Genomic DNA, 18,045 nt, shown 5'->3' with positions numbered 1-18,045 from the left:
TAAATTTCCTTAAATTTCTTGTTTTTCTGGAAAATGCTGATATTGAGCTTTACTTGTCTCTTGGCCGAATCCAAATGTTTCAATGCCCAGCCGAATAAACTCAAGCGAAATACCGAGTGCCCAGGCAGCGCCTACCGCAGCTAATACATGCTCTATTTCTCTCACTGCACGATCACCCACGGCAGGCTGCAGCTCAGCCAGTTTGATTAATGACATTTCATCAGACCCATTAGCCAATACAATTCTTCCATTACGAATAATGACAGCTCGTTTACCCTGGGTGGGACCTGTCCCTTGCTGGCGATGTAAGTTGACAGCGGGTAAGTCTGGATCACTGCTGAAGTAAATGACTTCACCATGGCATAATTCCGACATTTCGATCAGCATAGGATTTTTTGCATTCAGAACCGCTACTCCTGTCGGCAAAACCACCTCTTTCAGAACATCGCCAATGGCAGCTGCGGTCGGTGACACGACATCAACTTGGGTACGCAGTACAGTAAAAACTTGTTTAGATGTTTCAATACCATGCCGGCCATAATATAAAGTCGGCTCAACATTGGTCACGACCCCTACCTGACAGCTATCGTAAGCCAATCCTTCTTGCAGAATAGTTTCAAAGCCGTTCTCAAAAACTGCCGCTTCAACGGTACGATTCATTAAGGTGCGATTGGTTGCTTGCCAATTGGCACAATCACTCTTATCAATTTGCTTATGATCGATATAAAGCCCGTTGCTGCATGCCAACCCTGTACACTTACCTGAAAGCGTAAGTAATCGGGCTATAAGGTGAGCAACCGTGGTTTTGCCATAACTGCCGGTAATGCCAACAATAGGAATTCGACCATAGTCTTGATTCGGAAAAAGATGATCTACAATCGCCTGACCAACGGGTCTGGATTTTCCTACGGCAGGTTTGATATGCATCAGCAGGCTAGGACCAGCATTTACTTCCACAATTGCAGCACCTTGTTCTTCCAGTGAGCATGAGATATCACTGACTACCAGATCGATCCCGGCAATATCCAGACCCACCACACGCGCTGCTAAGGATGCCGTTTTGGCAATACTTGGATGAACATCATCCGTTACATCAAAAGCATGATTACCATTGCGTTGAATCAGCACTTTGACTCCAACTGGCACAACAGAATCAGGCGTATAGCCTTGATGAGCAATCTCCATCTTGGCTGCACTATCCAGCCGGATAATGTTGAGCGGGTGGTCTTCAGAAGTTCCGCGCCGTGGATCTGAGTTAATTTGCTTTTTAATTAAATCAATTATAGTAGAGACACCATCACCGGTGACCGATACCGTATCACCCCGCGTTGCTGCTACGAGTTGCCCACCAACAATGAGTAAACGATGCTCAGTCCCAGGGATGTAGCGTTCGACTAGTACGCCAGTTCCTTCTTCTAAGGCGATGGAAAAGGCGGATTCGATTTCTTCACGCCTGCTTAACTCAATAAACACGCCTCGCCCATGATTACCATCACATGGTTTGACGACTACCGGCAAGCCTATTTCCTTAGCCGCTTGCCATGCATCTTCTTGGCTGTTGACCATACGTCCTTCCGGAACAGGTACTCCACAGGAACGAAGCAATGTTTTGGTCAGATCCTTGTCACGTGAAATGCTTTCAGCAATGGCTGGTGTCCGATCTGTTTCAGCCGTCCAAATATGCCGACTGCGTGCACCATGGCCCAATTGAACGAGGTTTCCTTTGGAGAGTAATCGCATAACTGGAATATTGCGTGCGATTGCTGCATCTACAATACAAGCGGTTGAAGGTCCAAGCCATAACGAATCGACCATGTCGCGCAAATGCTCTATAGCTCCCTTCACATCATAAGATTGCTGATGCATATCAAATCCCATCGCTGTCAGAATGAGCTCCCGAGCCAAGAATAAAGCCTTCCGTGTAATCTCTGCATGCCAGGCACTCACAACGACTTTGTAGACGCCTCTAGTCGAAGTTTCACGCGCCCTGCCAAATCCACCACGCATACCTGCAAGATTTTGCAGTTCGAGCGTCACATGCTCAAGAATATGGCAAGGCCATGTGCCTTCCTTGACACGGCGCAAAAAGCCACCGCGTTCTTCATAGCTGCAGCGATGCTCAATCAGCGTTGGCAGCCACGAAGACAAGCGCTCATAAAAGCCAGGAATGATGTCTGATGGAAAATCCTCAAGTTCACCAATATCGACAATCGCTTCAAGCACCGGATAGTAGGTCCAGATATTGGGCCCATTTAAATGGCGGATTTCAAGAAATTTAAGATCTTTTTTACTGTTGCTATCCAAATTGGATTTATTTGACATAAGCTATAAGTTGAAATTGGGAATGAGTAACACTTCTATTAACGCCGCGGGCGTCAATCGGTTTACATCAATATAAAGATTTACGTTTTTTTCCTATAAATAGGAACGTAGATACAGAGGAATTCAGATACAGAAAAGCATTTATACAGAAAAACAAAAGCGTAGATTTAGTCTTCAGCATGATATTTTATGCCAATGTTATGCTATAAAATATCGAAAAACAGAAAGAAACTCAATACGTATAAATACGTACATCAAATGTTGTATTAAAAAAAATTATATGACTTTTGCATACAACAAACAATCATATTTCTAAAATAACTGGTGCGATGGCATTAAACCTAAAAGCAGTTTTTAGGTTTAAATAAATAATGATTTTCTTCACCCAAATTGCAATCCTTGACGCGGTAGGCAATAAGTCTGACTGGCAAAGAAAGAACCTGTAAAAATTCGCTGACTTATTATTGGTTCAATCCAATCGGAAATCTGATCCGCAAACGATGGTGAAACGGTAAAAATCATATGGCAAGGTAAAGCCGACACAGTCTTGATTTAGAAATGGAATTAACCAAAATCGTGCAAAAATCTTGGATAAATAGTATGGTTATCAAAAATTAAAGAAAACGATCCAGCAACTTGATACTGTGGCGATCAAGCATCAAACGATCGCGAATCAGGAAATTTATGCCATTACTATCAGCGATTAACAAAGCAGTAGGCGATAAACGGCGGATATCTTCTTCACCCCTGAGCACGAAGGCAGTCTCCCCTCGATCTGTTTTAACCCACCAGGTGCTCGGCGTGACAAAACTGGATACTTTATCAATATGCTTTATCTCTGGCATAAACTCACGATTAGCAAGCTCTGTCTCGATCAATTTACGAAATTCTTCGGGTAACTCAGCCAGACATTCGATCCAGGCTAATTCTTGACCATGTGCATTGACGAGCGCAATGCCCTGATCAGATGCTGTAATTGGAAATGCTCGTACTGGCACGATACCTTCATGTACCTGCTGGTCCTTGTCCGCGAAAATTAGCCGCCCAAAGGCATTTCGGCTCAGATGATAGTCAGGCTTACTCATGTCCGCTCTCCCTTGGCACCTCTTTCGGTATCCAACCTGAGTAAAGGAGACTCCGTATCAACATTCCGCGCCTGAGATTGGTAAAGATGGTAGTAAAATCCGTGCCGGTCCATCAATTCGGCATGATTACCCATTTCGATGATTTTTCCCCCATCAAGCACCACCAATCTATTGGCTTCACGCAAGGTAGACAAACGATGGGCAATGGCAATCGTGGTACGGCCATGGACCAGATTATTGAGTGCTTCTTGAATCTCTTTCTCGGTTTTTCTATCAACAGAAGAGGTTGCCTCATCGAGAATCAGGATACGAGGATCAATCAGCAAGGCACGGGCTATCGTAATACGCTGGCGCTCACCCCCAGAAAGCGCTTGCCCACGTTCACCTACCAGAGAATCGTAACCATGAGGTAGCCGCAGGATAAATTCATGCGCATACGCAGCGCGAGCCGCAGCGATAATCTGTTTGCGGGTTGCGTTGGGCTTACCATAAGCAATATTTTCTGCAATTGTGCCAAAGAAAAGAAATGGCTCTTGTAGCACCAAACCAATATGCTTGCGATATTCTGCTACAGGCAGTGAACGAATATCTACCCCATCGATCAGAATGGCACCTTCGCTCACGTCATAAAAACGGCAGATGAGATTAATAAGTGTACTCTTACCCGAACCGCTATGCCCAACCAAGCCAATCATCTCCCCGGGCTCAATTGTCAGGCTGATATCTTGCGTGACACTGCGGGTCCCATAGCGGAAACCGACATTGCGCAATTCAATGCGGCCTTTAATCACAGGTAAATGAACCGGTTTGGCGGGCTCTGGCACACTGGAAACATGATCAAGAATATCAAAAATACGTTTGGTTCCAGCAGCAGCCTTTTGCGTTACTGAAACTATCCGACTCATTGAGTCCAGTCTCAGATAAAAACGACCAATATAAGCTAGAAAAGCAGTCAGCACCCCGACAGAAATCTGATTCTCCGATACTTGCCAGATACCAAAAATCCATACCACCAACAAGCCAATTTCAGTTAATAACGTTACGGTAGGGGTAAACAACGACCAAACCTTGTTGACCCGATCATTAATTTCCAGATTATGCTGATTAGCTGCACGGAAACGTGCCACTTCCCGATCTTCTTGCGCAAAAGCTTTGACCACACGAATGCCGGGAATGGTGTCTGCCAGCACATTATTGACCTCTGCCCAAACCCGATCAACTTTCTCAAACCCAGTGCGCAATCTATCGCGAACCAGATGAATCAACCAGGCAATAAGTGGCAACGGACATAGTGTTACTAGTGCCAACCAGGGATTGATCGAAAATAGAATAATGGCCGTCATGCTCATCATAATCACATCTGTGGCAAAATCGAGCAGATGGAGTGAAAGAAAAAGATTGAGACGATCTGTTTCCGCACCGATACGCGCCATCAGATCACCTGTTCGCTTACCGCCAAAATATCTATGTGAAAGCTTAAGAAGATGCTCATACGTTGTCGTCCTCAAATCCGCACCTATCCGCTCGGATACTTTTGCTAACATATAAGTTCTTGTCCAACCCAATATCCAGGCAAGAAAAGCTGCTCCCAGCAAACCGGAAAGATACATGACGACAAGATCAACGTCGATCGGCTTACCGTTTTGATAAGGAATCAGCACGTTATCCATCAAAGGCATGGTCAGATAGGGAGGCACCAACGTGGCCGCCGTACTGCCTAGCATCAGCAGAAAGCCGGTGAGTAAGCGCCATTTATAAGGTCGCGCAAAGCGCCATAAACGAAATAGTGTCCATGTAGAAGGAGCAGCATGAGCATCCTGATCGCATACCGGACAAGTTTCCTGATCATGGGTTAAAGCTGTTCCACATTTTGGACACTTAGCTGCTATGGGCTGTATCTGAGTTTCCTCGGTTAACTGGGCATTAAGAAGTTGGGTGAATTGTGCGATAAGACGGCTCGCTCGAGCACCCTTGCTCAATGTATAGCACCAATGAGCCAGCCGTGCATGCACATCAAATAGCTCAAGATTACCTACACCGGCATAATCACGGCACACCAATACCCAACCCGATTGATAATTCCAGTCATGCCAATTTTCTTCTTCTGCCATTTTTGCTATCAGTCGTCGATTAGTTAATACGATAATGCCGGAAGAAAAATGTAATTGAATATCAAGATCAACTTCTAGCCAGGCCAATACGGTTTCTTCCCTTGTCAAATGCGCCTCAACTTGAGAAGCCCAGACAGAAGGAAGCGTAGCGTCACTATGCAATGGATAAAAATTCTGCTGCATTTTCTTAAGTACAATTAAAAAGAAGGAAAAGGCAAAATGGTTCAGGTAATTCCATTTCCAAATCAAAACTGACTTTGTCGGCTTCACCTTGCCGTGTTATTGATACTGTCTGCGGCTCGCCTGCGCGTCATTTTTGATTTGGAAATGGAATAAGATACTTTTTCACAGACAAAGCTTATCGCCACAGTACCTAACTACGAGCTCTTTTAACTCACTCAAGGCCTACTGCCTCATCATCGCGAGAAAGTAGTCATCACTCGAGCTTAATTTAATTGCTTCAATGATTACTATTTACCGTTATTTCCTAGTAACTCCTCCGGTTTGCGCCATTTTTGCTTAACTTCCTGGCGTTTGTCAGTCGGTAGTTGCTTTATTTTTTTATATCGTTCCCGAACCTGCTTTCGTTGTTCAGGAGTCAAAGCACTCCAGCTGCGCATCTGAGATTGTATCCGCTGTTGCTCCTGTGGCGTCTTCTCTAAATAATATTTAGTCATCTTCACCCATCTCTTTTTTTGGTCTGGTTCCAACGTATCCCAGTCCTGTTCGAGAGGATGCAAGATTATTTTCTGATAAGGTTGAAGCTCCGCCCATGAAGGCTGCTTTGATTGCGCTAAAGTTCCCGTAGAAAATGTAATACATACATACAACGCCACTAGCGAGGGGAATCGAGCCATAAATCAAACTCATCACTAAGATAAACATCAATGGGTAAATCGTCAGCGAGTAGCATCGTGTCGAGTGCAGCATTTTCATCAATATCGTAATTTGATTTCAAATAAAGGCTTACCATCAGAATAAGCAAAATAACTAATGAGAAAAGCAATTTGTTGGCATGAGCAAAAAACCAACCATACCCGCTATGTGCAGAGATTCCTCTACCAACATGAAATATCTGCTCGTTTGGTTGATAACTCTCTAGAACAGCTCTGCGTACCATTTGCAACCGATAAAGTGTATTCTGATCAATATCAGCTAAACTAAGATTCAATAGTTTGGCGACCTCATTTCCCGTTCTATCTTCTTCATTCATAATTTGACTCCTTTTTTCTCCAGTAGAGTAGCGAGTGTATGTACTGCACGAGAACAATGTGTTTTCACACTCCCCTCCGAACAACCCATCACCTTGGCGGTTTCACTCACATCCATTCCTTCCCAATAACGCAACAGGAAAGCTTCTCGTTGACGCGCAGGTAATGTTTCAAGACCCTTCTCGACGAAATTGATGAGTTGTGATTGCTCAAGCTCTTTATGTGGATCGTTACCCCCACAAGAATCTTCAGGTACTGGTAATGTTTCCAGTAAATCATAATCTTCATTTTCTTTTTCATCATGGTCGGATTTAAAAGCTGAAAATAGAGTAATCCACATTGATCTAGATTTCTGCCTTCGGTAATAATCACGAATGGTATTTTGCAAAATACGCTGAAACAAAGGAGGCAGCTCTTCGAGCGGTTTATCCGCATATTTCTCGATGAGCTTCATCATTGAGTCCTGCACAATATCCAATGCCACATGCTCATCAAATACTGCAAATAGCGCTTGTTTATATGCACGTAACTCAACCTCACTCAAGAAATCTGCAAATTCTTGTTGCGTAGCCAGAATGGTTTACCTTAAATGAAGAACTAGAATCAATTTTTAGGCGATATATTATCAAAATATTTTTGATTCTTTTCAGGAATAAATAATCTTAATACGGTCTGGTCTTGAAAGACGATTTGAAATAAATAGCATTAACATTCTAGCTTAAAAAAATGTAAGATATTTCCTTCTTCTTGTTACAAATAATAGCCGAATATTTCAATGACAAAATCATTTTTTTCTCCTGACCGATAACATCAATGCAAGCTGGCTCATCGAGAATACCGCTTATTGATACGCTCAAGGCGATTTCATGTTTACTGATTGTATCTCACCATTTGGCATGGTATGGTCCAATGTCGGATTATGCATATCCCTTAATCCCCAGTCTGATTAACTGGCTTCGCGAATATGGACGAATTGCCGTACAAGTCTTTTTTGTCACAGCAGGATTCTTGTCGGCCAAAAAACTTGCACCCGAGGGGATATCTCTTATCAATGATCCATTTCATCTCATCAGACAACGTTATCTTAGGTTGGTCATACCCTATCTTGCTGCACTCACTTTAGCAATCGGATGTGCAGCACTTGCGAGAGCATGGATGGTTCATGACTCTATCCCCAATCCACCTAATTTTTTCCAGCTCGTTGAACATATATTTTTGTTGCAGGATCTTCTCAATCAGGAAGCGCTCTCCGCAGGTATCTGGTATGTGGCGATTGATTTTCAATTGTATCTATTTGTTGTTACTGTGCTTTGGTTCACAAGCCGGATCGAAAACCGCAACCTCGATCTAAAATTAATCAACTCAATCTTGATTACTGGATTTACCTCGGTTTCACTGTTCATATTCAATAAAGACAATTATTGGGATGAAACTGCTTTCTATTTTTTTGGCTCATATGGTCTCGGCATTTTGGTCTATTGGATCTCCAGCAGACCCAACTATTTTTTCTGGCTAATGTTATTAACCTTATTGGTTATAGCAGCCTTACTAGTGGACTTTCGCTCCCGCATCGCGGTTGCTGGCATGGTAATGCTCATACTAGGGTTAGCTAAACCATTTGAAGCGCTGGAAAATTGGCTCACCCCAAATTTTCTGGTTTACCTTGGCCGTATTTCTTATTCCATTTTCCTTATTCATTTCCCATTATGCTTGATTATTAATGCAGTATTCTTTCGCTTTTTACCTCACCAACCCAGCATTAATTTATTTGGGATGATTCTTGCCCTGAGTGCCAGTATCGCGGGTGGCTATTTGCTATTCAAGTGGATTGAAAACCGCCCACTTACGAATCAGATTTATTTGTGGTGGCCCCTGGGTTTCATGACGAGCGGTCTTCTCGTAATGCTGGTAGGTCATTTGGGTTAGATGTCAAGTCCAGGATGATCATGAATAGGCGCAAAACAGAATCCACTCGCCAGAAATTATCGATATTCCGCCAACATTTTGAAGCAGCTGGTCGCTATTTGGTTGCATCCGTACCACGCGCACTTCCAACCGAAACCGTTGCCACTGTCTGTGCAAATTTATCTAAGCAAGCTTACGAAAATATTGAGCTGATATGTGTAACCGAGCCGACCGGCAAATTGGTTGGCGTTATTTCAATTTCCGAGTTGTTTGCAGCCGCACCCGATGCACATCTCGATGATGTCATGCACAAAAATCCGCCATACGTGTATCCAGAAGTTGATCAGGAACGGGTAGCATCGATCGCTTTGCATCATAGGCATAATGCTGTGGCCGTCGTCGACCATCATCACTTTTTGTTAGGCACTGTCCCTTCTGATGCGCTGATGCATATCCTGCGGCGCGAACACGTCGAGGATTTACACCGCTTGGTTGGTATCGGACGCGAGTCCGATGTCGCACGTGAGGCTCTCGAATTGCCGCCACTCCGGCGCGTGCGTCACCGTTTACCATGGCTGATCATCGGTTTGCTTGGTTCGATGATGTCAGCATTGCTGGTTTCATCATTCGAAGCGGAGCTGACCCGGAATGTTGCGATCGCGTTTTTCGTCCCGGGTCTGGTATATATTGCCGATGCAATAGGAACACAAAGTGAAGCTGTTGCAGTGCGCGGGTTATCCCTGTCTCAAGCTAATTTGCGGCATCTGGTGAGAGGTGAATCACGCACTGGGATGATTATTGGCGCTATACTAGGTTTGCTAATTTTTCCTTTCGTATGGATATTTTTTGCTGATTTCAATTTAGCGATAGCCGTCTCACTATCGTTGATCATTGCATCTTCGATAGCCTCAACGATCGGGATGGTTCTGCCATGGTTACTGCAGCGATTAGGCACTGATCCTGCCTACGGAAGTGGTCCACTTGCAACGATCATCCAGGATATTCTGAGTTTGCTGGTGTATTTCCTGATTGTAAGTATGTTTGTTTTCTAAGATAGGTGTTTCAGCATGACTCAAAACTCTACCGCTTATCGTGTTTGCTCATCCGAGCGATGGAAAACATTACAATCAATAAATTTGTCACTTTGATATGAAATGATGACGACAGCGCACGTGATCCTCAGTAGTAGACAATGCAGCTCGTGCTGGACATACCTGAATAAACGCAGGTGGAAGGAATACTGCTTCATTGCCCAGCATCAATGCTCATACAGATAGAGAATATACGTGTTGAACAGGTAGACAGCGAACATAAAGAGACTCGTCCAGCCGACAGTGTAGAGAACACGACCGTAGGGCCGATAGAAAAGCCCGATAATGGCCAGACTAGTCATCATCACTGCGGAAAATGCTGACACTCCATGTACAGCTGAAACATGCGCCAGTAATGGTCCACGAGTATAAAGTACATCGTCGATTGCAAGGATCAATATATTAAATAAGTTGCTGCCTAATAAACTGGCCACTGCCATATTCAGCGCACCAATGCGCATAGCAGCGATGGAAACCACAATCTCTGGAATAGTGGTAGCCAAGGCGATGAATATCGTACCGACGAAGCTCCGGTGCCAGCCCATATCCTGCGCAATATGCTCACCGACGAAAGGGAGCGCGATGGCCGCGACCACCACTAGTATAGCAGCGGCCGCAAAACGTGCCACAGACTGGAAGAGACTCAAGCCTGGGCGCCGATCTGGCCCATGATCGGCAAAATCTGCCATATGCTTTTTTTCATAGTGGAAGACACTGCGTATCACCACACCGTACATGATGACTATTATAAGAGTGTAAAGCCCCACGTGTCCGAAACTTAGCTGATAGCCGTTATAGGATAGCAAGAGACTGAAGCCAACAAAACTTATCATCAATACGCCGAAACTCGCCGAGAGGATGTGTCCCTGACTGGATTTCCGGAAGACAGACTCGCCACGATGCAAAAAATCCAGTAGCACAAAAACAAAAAGGTTGATGACACAAGCGCCCAAGGCGTTGCCCACGGCGATATCCGGCAGTCCAGCGACGCTCACGGAAATAGCGCCTGTCACCAGCTCAGGCAACGAAGTGACAGTAGCCAGCATTATCATACCCACCCAACTACCGCCCAGGCCGGTTTTGTCGGCGATCACATCGCCCAATACTGATAATTTGACACCGGCATAACCGATTACGATCAGGCAGAGCAGGAATTCCAGCCAAGGTGAAGCGTAAGTCGATATCAGCAAGCAGGTCCTCCCCTTCTTTACAAGGTATTGTACTTGGACGTCTATAAACAAAATTAAACGTCCTTTTGCTCTTTTAATCGAAGCTGAAAGTACTAAACTTGGATTGACTGCCAAACACACTCATGAGCATATAAATTGACAATGAGCTGTCTATTTATATACCATGATTTCATACAATATATCGATTGTTGATGATTAACAACAAGAAATCATTGTATAAATGCATACAATCGGCAACAATCTAGTTAACCACTTGCTCTTAACTTGCTCTTAAATTGAGTTAATCATTAAAGGATTCAATTATGCTCAGCTTTCCAGGCATCAAAATCATGCATTTCTTGCCAGGGCGTGTGCGTCTAAAAGTTGAGAAAATAAAAAATGATATAACTTTTGCAAAAAAAGTCGAAACAGAACTGTTGAACACATTGTGTATCACTGGAGTAGAAATTAATGTGCTGACAGGCAGCGTATTAGTCAAGTACGATAAGTGTGCTATTAAGGATACAAAAAATTCTAATCATTTATTAGTAACTTTGAAGAAATTATTTCCGGATTTAGATACGGAAAAATTACGGCCATATCTGGATGAATAAGTATAATTTATTGATATATATAAATTCGCGCAACGCTTGGTGAAGTAGGGAACATTCGCCTACAACGTATTGTCTTTAGGTTTATGCTAAAAATAATATTTTTAATTCATCGAATAAATACAGCACACTTTTTATTACGAGGTGATGATGGCAGTTGAAGATTTCTTTAAAAACAATACTGGAAAAGGTATTGCAATAGGCATTGCTGCAGCCATTCTGGCGCCAGCCATACTACCCGTGGTTGTACAAGCTGCAAGACCTTTAGCACGTGCAGCAATTAAATCCGGTCTCCTGTTTTTGAATAAGAGTCGCGAAACCGTGGCCGAAATGGGAGAAGTTGTTGAAGATCTGGTCGCAGAAGCTCGGGCAGAAATTGATGAGGAACGCACGAAAGCAAACTCTGCAACGGTAGCAACCGAGGATATTATCGAGGATAGCGTAGACATTGCTGAAGCAGAGTCTGAAGTAGTTTCAAAAAAGACGATCTCGCCATCATCCTAGTTTTATGAAACTATCCGCTCAAATCATTCATACCGCTCCAGGAAGAATTCGTTTCCGAGTACCCGCAAAACGTCGTGACACTTTTTTTTTTGAAGAATTGCAAAATGATTGCAGTGGCTTTAGTGGAGTAAAGCAGGTCTCGACGAATGTTTTAACGGGTAGTGTTTTGTTGCTATATGAAGATATCGAACAAGACGCACTGATTAGGCATATTAGAAACCACCCCTTACTTGACTTCGAATCTAAAGATTATCCGATCGGATCATCTGGCGAGGTATTGACAGCAACTCACCAACAAACTGCCGCGCAAAAAGCCTCAAGCATATATGCATCATTGGATTCTACTTTAAAGGAATTCAGTAATGGTTTTATAGACTTACGTTCCGTGCTATTTATTAGCCTCGTAATGTTTTCTGTACGGCAGCTCACACACGGCGCTGTGTTTGGTAACGCAATCACCCTGTTTCTGTATGCCCTTCAATTGATAAGACCTAAAGAGCCATAACATGGCGAAAAGGGTCACCCATTAATCACTGCAAATTTTCGAATATTCCCTAATGCAAGCAAGCTATTCCCCCGCAAAGGAACGAGTTTATGTTCTGGCACTCTAACCGGATAATAAATTAATTAAATCTGTTTTTTCCCAAGGCAGGTCGATATCATTCCTCCCCACATGCCCATACACCGCAAGCTTCCGATAGAAACCCTCTTTATTAGCGGGCAAGTTTCGCAAGTTGAACTGTTTAATCACAGCACCAGGTCGAAAATCAATGACATCGAGTAAACGCATCGTAATGTCATGATCGGAGACAGTGCCAGTACCAAAGGTATTGACTTGAACGGTTACTGGCCTCGCCTGACCAATACAGTAACTCACCAGCACTTCACACTCTTCAGCCAAACCTGCCGCAACGACATTTTTTGCTGCATAACGGGCGATATAATTGCCAGTACGGTCGATGCGCAATGGATCTTTGCCACTCAATGCAGCACTGCCCATGCGGCAATATTGACCATAGCTATCGATAGCGACTTTTCTGCCGGTAAGTCCAGAATGTATTTTTGGACCACCGCCGAAGAAAGGGCCTTGCGGATTGATATAAATATGAGTATCTTCATTAATACCAATACCATTTTGCTCGATGACTGGATCAACTACATGTTTGATTAATGCCGCATTTAAATCTTTGGCATTATCGCTATAAACCTCATTGTGACTGGCGACTAACACCATGCTGTGAATGCGTTCAGGCTTGTCGTTTATATATTCAATTGCAACTTCCGACATTCCATCGGGCAATAAACCGGATATAAGTTTACTTTCACGCACCAGCGACAATTGCCGCGCGAATTGATGTGCCAACCAGATTGGCATAGGTAGCATGGTTGGCGTTTGCTTACAGGCATAGCCAAACACGGTTGCATGATTTTCTGCAGTGACGTTGTCTAACTCCACATCACTCATTTGAGTTTCGTCACCTAATCTACATCCATCTGCAGGCAACTCAGCGAAATTGGTGAGTATGGTACAGTCTTTAGCATTAAAATCAGTTTGGTCGTAGCCGACATTTTCAATCACATGACGAGCAATCTCAGGAATGTCCACTACTGCATGCGACGCGAACCGCGCCGCAACGAATACCACACCACTCGCGACCGCACACTCTGCATTTATGCGTGAACAAGGATCTTGTTGCAGGAATTGATCGACAATAGCATCGCTGATTTGATCACATAGCTTATCAGGGTGTCCAGCAGTCACCGACGCGGAGGTAAATATGAAGTTTGCTGTCACGCTGCCGTCTCCTTATTTGTTTGTGAAACATTAGTGGTAGATGTGCATGTATCACTTTGATCATGTGGACTGTGTATTTCAGGTTGGAGGATATGCTTGAAACTGTCATTGATCAGCATGGGTGCCACAGCTCCTCCTGCAACGACCAGCAAATCGAGCACATTAAGTGGCGATGAACCGAGTCCACTGCGTAAACCAGGAATCAACATTGCCATCACTTGTAATAGGCCAGACCCGGCAATAGCATAATTCAAATAGGGATTACGCGGCAATGTGCCGCGACTAAATATGGAATGGCTTTCTGAGCGGCAGGTAATCGAATGGAGCAATTGAGCGAGTGTCAGCGAGTTGAAAAGTATGGTATTAGACTGCGGACCAATACCATAGCGTAAAAATCCATAGCCGTACGCCGCCATAGATCCTGTAGTAATGATTGTAGATTCCCGCGCCATACGTATTAAATCCTGGCGTCTGATGATTTTCTCTTGAGGATCACGTGGCGGCTGCCGTATTAAATCTGCTGCTGGCGCTTCCATGGATAAAGCAAGCCCAGGAAATATGTCAGTTACAAGATTAATCCACAGAAGTTGCTTCGGACTTAATACTTCACCTGCTCCCATTGCAATACCTGCCAGCATCACTTCGATTTCGGACATGTTGGTGGATATCAGATAGTGAATAGATTTGCGGATGTTGTTATAAATAGCACGCCCATGTTCCACAGCGGCAACCATGGTATGTAAATTGTCGTCTTCCAATACGACATCCGAGACTGAACGCGCCACATCGGAAGAAGCGCCACCCATAGCAACCCCGATATTAGCTGCTTTTAGCGCGGGACCATCGTTAATGCCATCCCCTGTCATTGCAACAATCTTGCCGCTCTTCTGGATAGCTTGCACAATTTGCAGTTTGTTGGCTGGGCTGACACGGGCAAACACATGCACATTGTGAATCAAGCCACTCAATATTTTTTGATCAAGTTTTTCCAAGCGGGTAGAATCAAGAATTTGCAGGGGCTTACCGTTACTTAAATTCAGTTGCTTGCCAATTGCATAGGCGGTACTGGATTGGTCTCCGGTAATCATGACGGTATGAATGCCAGCGCGGTGGAACAAGCGCATCAAATCGGGCATACCGGTGCGTAAAGGATCTGTCATTCCCACCAAACCAAGCCATATCAAATTGACAGGCGCCTCCTCGTCTTTTATTGGTCTGATTGGCCTTTCAGCGTAAGCGACAGCCAGCACACGCAGTGCATCTCCTGCCATTTGATTATTAATGTTGCTCATCGCTACACGGAACGCATCGTCTATGGGATGTATGCCGTCTTGATCCTGATAAGAATCACATAACATTAATACTTCTTGCGGACTACCTTTTACGGCAATCAAATGCCGTTTTCGCGGCAAACGGTGAAAAGTGTACATATATGGCCGATTTTCGGCGCGGTACTTGATTTTGTAGTGAGGGTAGCGCTGCCGCAGCGCGTCAATATCCAAATCACTCAATCTGGCAAGCTCCAGCAAGGCGTTTTCTGTCGGCGTGCCATTCATGCTAATCTGCTGCTTGCTATTCTGTTGTACTGCTTCATTGCACAAGCTGATAATCTCTAAGAAACGCCGATAGCTGTCATCAGAAAATCCGGCAAAAGGTTTATTCTCCACGAACAATTGCTCGCCTGACACAAAATAGTGCTTACCGCCCACATAAGCTGTAACAGCCGTCATACAGTTTAAAGTCAAGGTGCCGGTTTTATCCAGACAAAATACTTGCACCGAACCAAGTGTTTCCACTGCGTCAAGATGACGGACTGCTACGTTATATTTGCTCATCTTGCGGATACCGAGTGCAAGCGTGGTCGTGGCCACAGCAGGCAGTCCTTCCGGCACGGCTGCTACTGCCAGCGAAACTGAACTCTTCAGCATTTGTAATAGACCATAGCCACGTAACATGCCGAGGCCGAATACCCCCACACAAATCGCCCCACTAGTGAGCGCCAATTGGGTACCAATATGATCGAGTTCCTGCTGCATGGGAGTTTCAGGCGCATGCGCTTCGCCAACGAGACTTTGTATTTGTCCAATCTGTGTGTTAACCCCGGTCGCGATGACAATGCCTAGACCATTGCCGCCGGTTATCATGGTGCCCATGTACACCATGTTGCGCCGATCAGCGAGCGGTGTATCCTGCCTGTCAATGGGTGACGTATTTTTCGAAACGGGCATGCTTTCACCGGTTAAGGCTGATTCATCCAGGGTAAGCTGACTGGCTTTAATCACACGCGCATCGGCTGCAATAAAATCGCCCGGCTGTAACACTAACACATCCCCCACAGCCACATGCGCATGCGGAATCGATTGCAGTTCGCCATCACGTATCACTTGTGCATGCCGCGGGGTAATTTTTGTCAGTGAACTAATAATTCTTTCCGCCTGCATTTCCGTGAAAAAACCGATACTCGCATTAATCAGCACTACACCTACAATAATGCCCGCATCCAATATCCCGCCTGTTGCCAGCGAGACTAACGCAGAGGCTCCGAGTAATCCTACCGGCAACGTGAACAGCTGACTAAGAAACATGCTAAGCGGTGAACGTCGGGCAATTTCCGGCAATTGATTCAAGCCATACTTTTCCAGCGTGCGCTGCACCGCATGTTTATTCATGCCTTGGTGCGCATCAACCTGAAGTTTTTCAAGAATATGGTTTACCTCAAGGACGTGCCAATCGGTATTATCTTGAGGCGCCCTTGGGCTTACGGAGATGCCTCGCGTTGAAGCGAATAAGTTTTGCGTATGTCTCCACAGTGAATCGAAATAGGCTTTGAAATGGATTAACGCTTTGGTATCAGTTTTGGTTAGCGATCCAGTAAAGCGAAGACCTTTAATCGCTTGCTTGCAGGCTTCAAGTAGCAAATAAGGCAATTCATCCAGCGCGATATCTTTGCCATAAACAATCACCACCGATCCAGTCAAGCCATTCACTCTAATGGCCATAATGCCTGAGATCGCTCCCATTTGCTGCTCCAGCTGCTGCCCCAACGCACTCGCGCGGTGTAAGATATTGACGTGATAGCGCGCTCTACCAGGCACGCAAGTATGAACAGGTTTTATCCGAATTTTAACGGATGGTTTACCCAAACCAGGTGAGACTTGCGGCGTAGATTTAGATTCTGTATGGCTGATCATCATATAAAAGATTTTGTTGTACAGATGAGTTCACTGCATTGCTAAATCAAACCTGACGCAGGTACGCTGCAGACAGTATAGATAATACGGTAAGCACAAGCTGGTAATATCAGCCTTGAATTAGAAATAAATTATTGGTTGGACAACAACTACAGCGATTAATGTACCCATAAAAGGAGCTTGCTTTATAGTCTAGCTATTATCCTTTGACCTAGCCTTTTCTAATTATTTCCGCTCTGCCCGGCTGAAAATATCGTATTCGCGCCGTACCAGGTCGGGGCCGTATTTGCGCTCCAGTCGGCGCATCGTAAAGTGAGCACGAGCAACATCCTGAAAGTGCTGAATGAAGATAATATTCACCAATGCCCCACTCAGGGCGCCCAGGATGGGCACCATCTGAGCAGCCGCCTTTTCGGTAACCACGATCCCGAAACGGGCAGCAATAGCAGCAATCAATACCACCATGGCTGGGTGAGATGGCTCAAGAATGCCTTTTTCCAAGACCTTTTCCGGAACCTTGGATAAGTGCAGGGCCAAGGCTATGCGGATACCATAGTAACCGGTTTCTGCAGCGTCATCCTCCTCAGTGCGACCGCCCAGGGCCAGGACTTCCAGGCAAGCAAGGCGGGTATGCAAATCACCCAGATTTTCACCTTCACTGCGCGCGATATCAGCAATAGCCCGTAAAGTAATAATGGTAGACATAGGCAATTCGGCAATAACAGCGGGTAGACCAAAGAGACCACCAAGAGCCCCTGAGGTCGCCGCCAATAGCTTATGGTAGCCTTCTTGCGCAGCTATACCAGACTGACTATCGAGGGGGCTGATAACACTTTCCAGAGCAGTCAGCAGAGTACGGTTCATACCCTGACGCAAATTCTCGTACCAAGTCTTGGGCAGCAGCTTAAGACTGCGCTCAATCGGCAGGCCGACAAAATTAGTCAGGCGCGCGGCCATGCTGGGATGCTCCAGATACTTATAGGCAATACCGAGTGCCTTCACATCCTCAGGTGTGAGTTGCAAGGTAATAGTCATTTCTTACCTGGTAAA

Annotated in this window: 15 protein-coding genes; 5 read left to right on the top strand and 10 right to left on the bottom strand. The window is 44.9% G+C overall.

The window, feature by feature from the left end:
* Positions 1 to 9: 9 nt before the first annotated feature.
* The 6 genes from BM122_RS04100 to BM122_RS04075 all read right to left on the bottom strand — a co-directional run bounded on the left by BM122_RS04100 (position 10) and on the right by BM122_RS04075 (position 7,303).
* The gene (locus BM122_RS04100) at positions 10 to 2,322 is read right to left on the bottom strand and encodes a cyanophycin synthetase (RefSeq protein ID WP_074903915.1); all 2,313 of its coding nucleotides are present in this window, start codon (positions 2,320 to 2,322) and stop codon (positions 10 to 12) included.
* Between the two features lie 614 nt (positions 2,323 to 2,936).
* On the bottom strand, positions 2,937 to 3,407 hold the full coding sequence (locus BM122_RS04095; RefSeq protein WP_074903912.1) for a cyanophycin metabolism-associated DUF1854 family protein: 471 nt from the start codon (positions 3,405 to 3,407) through the stop codon (positions 2,937 to 2,939).
* Positions 3,404 to 5,701: a cyanophycin metabolism-associated ABC transporter gene (locus tag BM122_RS04090; RefSeq protein WP_074904036.1), complete on the bottom strand. Its 2,298-nt coding sequence runs from the start codon at positions 5,699 to 5,701 to the stop codon at positions 3,404 to 3,406. The genes BM122_RS04095 and BM122_RS04090 overlap by 4 nt, the downstream gene beginning before the upstream one ends.
* Before the next feature lie 287 nt (positions 5,702 to 5,988).
* Positions 5,989 to 6,375 (bottom strand): DUF3106 domain-containing protein, encoded by a 387-nt coding sequence (locus BM122_RS04085; RefSeq protein WP_074903910.1) that lies wholly within the window; start codon positions 6,373 to 6,375, stop codon positions 5,989 to 5,991.
* Positions 6,354 to 6,731, bottom strand: coding sequence for a DUF3619 family protein (locus tag BM122_RS04080; RefSeq protein WP_074903908.1), 378 nt, complete (start codon positions 6,729 to 6,731; stop codon positions 6,354 to 6,356). Before BM122_RS04080 ends, BM122_RS04085 begins: the two co-directional genes overlap by 22 nt.
* On the bottom strand, positions 6,728 to 7,303 hold the full coding sequence (locus BM122_RS04075; protein ID WP_074903906.1) for an RNA polymerase sigma factor: 576 nt from the start codon (positions 7,301 to 7,303) through the stop codon (positions 6,728 to 6,730). The genes BM122_RS04080 and BM122_RS04075 overlap by 4 nt, the downstream gene beginning before the upstream one ends.
* Positions 7,304 to 7,542: 239 nt before the next feature.
* On the opposite strand from BM122_RS04075, the gene BM122_RS04070 reads away from it, so the two are divergent.
* Both BM122_RS04070 and BM122_RS04065 read left to right on the top strand, forming a co-directional pair.
* Positions 7,543 to 8,655 (top strand): acyltransferase family protein, encoded by a 1,113-nt coding sequence (locus BM122_RS04070; RefSeq protein WP_074903904.1) that lies wholly within the window; start codon positions 7,543 to 7,545, stop codon positions 8,653 to 8,655.
* Between the two features lie 20 nt (positions 8,656 to 8,675).
* Positions 8,676 to 9,686: a magnesium transporter gene (locus BM122_RS04065; protein ID WP_074903902.1), complete on the top strand. Its 1,011-nt coding sequence runs from the start codon at positions 8,676 to 8,678 to the stop codon at positions 9,684 to 9,686.
* A gap of 206 nt (positions 9,687 to 9,892) precedes the next feature.
* Here the strand turns inward: BM122_RS04065 and BM122_RS04060 are convergent, their stop codons facing one another.
* Positions 9,893 to 10,915: a sodium:calcium antiporter gene (locus BM122_RS04060; protein WP_256211865.1), complete on the bottom strand. Its 1,023-nt coding sequence runs from the start codon at positions 10,913 to 10,915 to the stop codon at positions 9,893 to 9,895.
* Positions 10,916 to 11,217: 302 nt separating this feature from the next.
* Here BM122_RS04060 and BM122_RS04055 point away from each other — a divergent pair, with 302 nt between their 5' ends.
* The 3 genes from BM122_RS04055 to BM122_RS04045 all read left to right on the top strand — a co-directional run bounded on the left by BM122_RS04055 (position 11,218) and on the right by BM122_RS04045 (position 12,514).
* Entirely contained in the window at positions 11,218 to 11,508 is a 291-nt protein-coding gene (locus BM122_RS04055; protein WP_074903900.1) for an HMA2 domain-containing protein, read from the top strand.
* Positions 11,509 to 11,655: 147 nt separating this feature from the next.
* Complete coding sequence (locus BM122_RS04050) at positions 11,656 to 12,009, top strand: DUF5132 domain-containing protein (protein WP_218151985.1); 354 nt, start codon at positions 11,656 to 11,658, stop codon at positions 12,007 to 12,009.
* 4 nt (positions 12,010 to 12,013) lie between these two features.
* Positions 12,014 to 12,514, top strand: a complete 501-nt coding sequence (locus BM122_RS04045; RefSeq protein ID WP_074903896.1) for an HMA2 domain-containing protein — start codon at positions 12,014 to 12,016, stop codon at positions 12,512 to 12,514.
* 102 nt (positions 12,515 to 12,616) lie between these two features.
* On the opposite strand, the gene metK is transcribed toward BM122_RS04045, so the two are convergent.
* The 3 genes from metK to BM122_RS04030 all read right to left on the bottom strand — a co-directional run bounded on the left by metK (position 12,617) and on the right by BM122_RS04030 (position 18,030).
* Positions 12,617 to 13,804 carry a methionine adenosyltransferase gene (gene metK, locus BM122_RS04040; RefSeq protein WP_074903894.1) on the bottom strand — a complete coding sequence of 396 codons (1,188 nt, stop codon included), beginning with the start codon at positions 13,802 to 13,804 and terminating at the stop codon, positions 12,617 to 12,619.
* Positions 13,801 to 16,998, bottom strand: a complete 3,198-nt coding sequence (locus tag BM122_RS04035) for a cation-translocating P-type ATPase (RefSeq protein WP_143083308.1) — start codon at positions 16,996 to 16,998, stop codon at positions 13,801 to 13,803. The genes metK and BM122_RS04035 overlap by 4 nt, the downstream gene beginning before the upstream one ends.
* A gap of 222 nt (positions 16,999 to 17,220) precedes the next feature.
* The gene (locus BM122_RS04030; protein ID WP_074903890.1) at positions 17,221 to 18,030 is read right to left on the bottom strand and encodes an EcsC family protein; all 810 of its coding nucleotides are present in this window, start codon (positions 18,028 to 18,030) and stop codon (positions 17,221 to 17,223) included.
* Between the last annotated feature and the right edge of the window lie 15 nt (positions 18,031 to 18,045).

The organism is Nitrosomonas communis (genome assembly GCF_900114745.1).
GTDB lineage: Bacteria > Pseudomonadota > Gammaproteobacteria > Burkholderiales > Nitrosomonadaceae > Nitrosomonas > Nitrosomonas communis_A.
The sequence above is the reverse complement of the archived record's forward strand: the minus strand, read 5'-3'. Positions and strand labels throughout refer to the sequence as shown.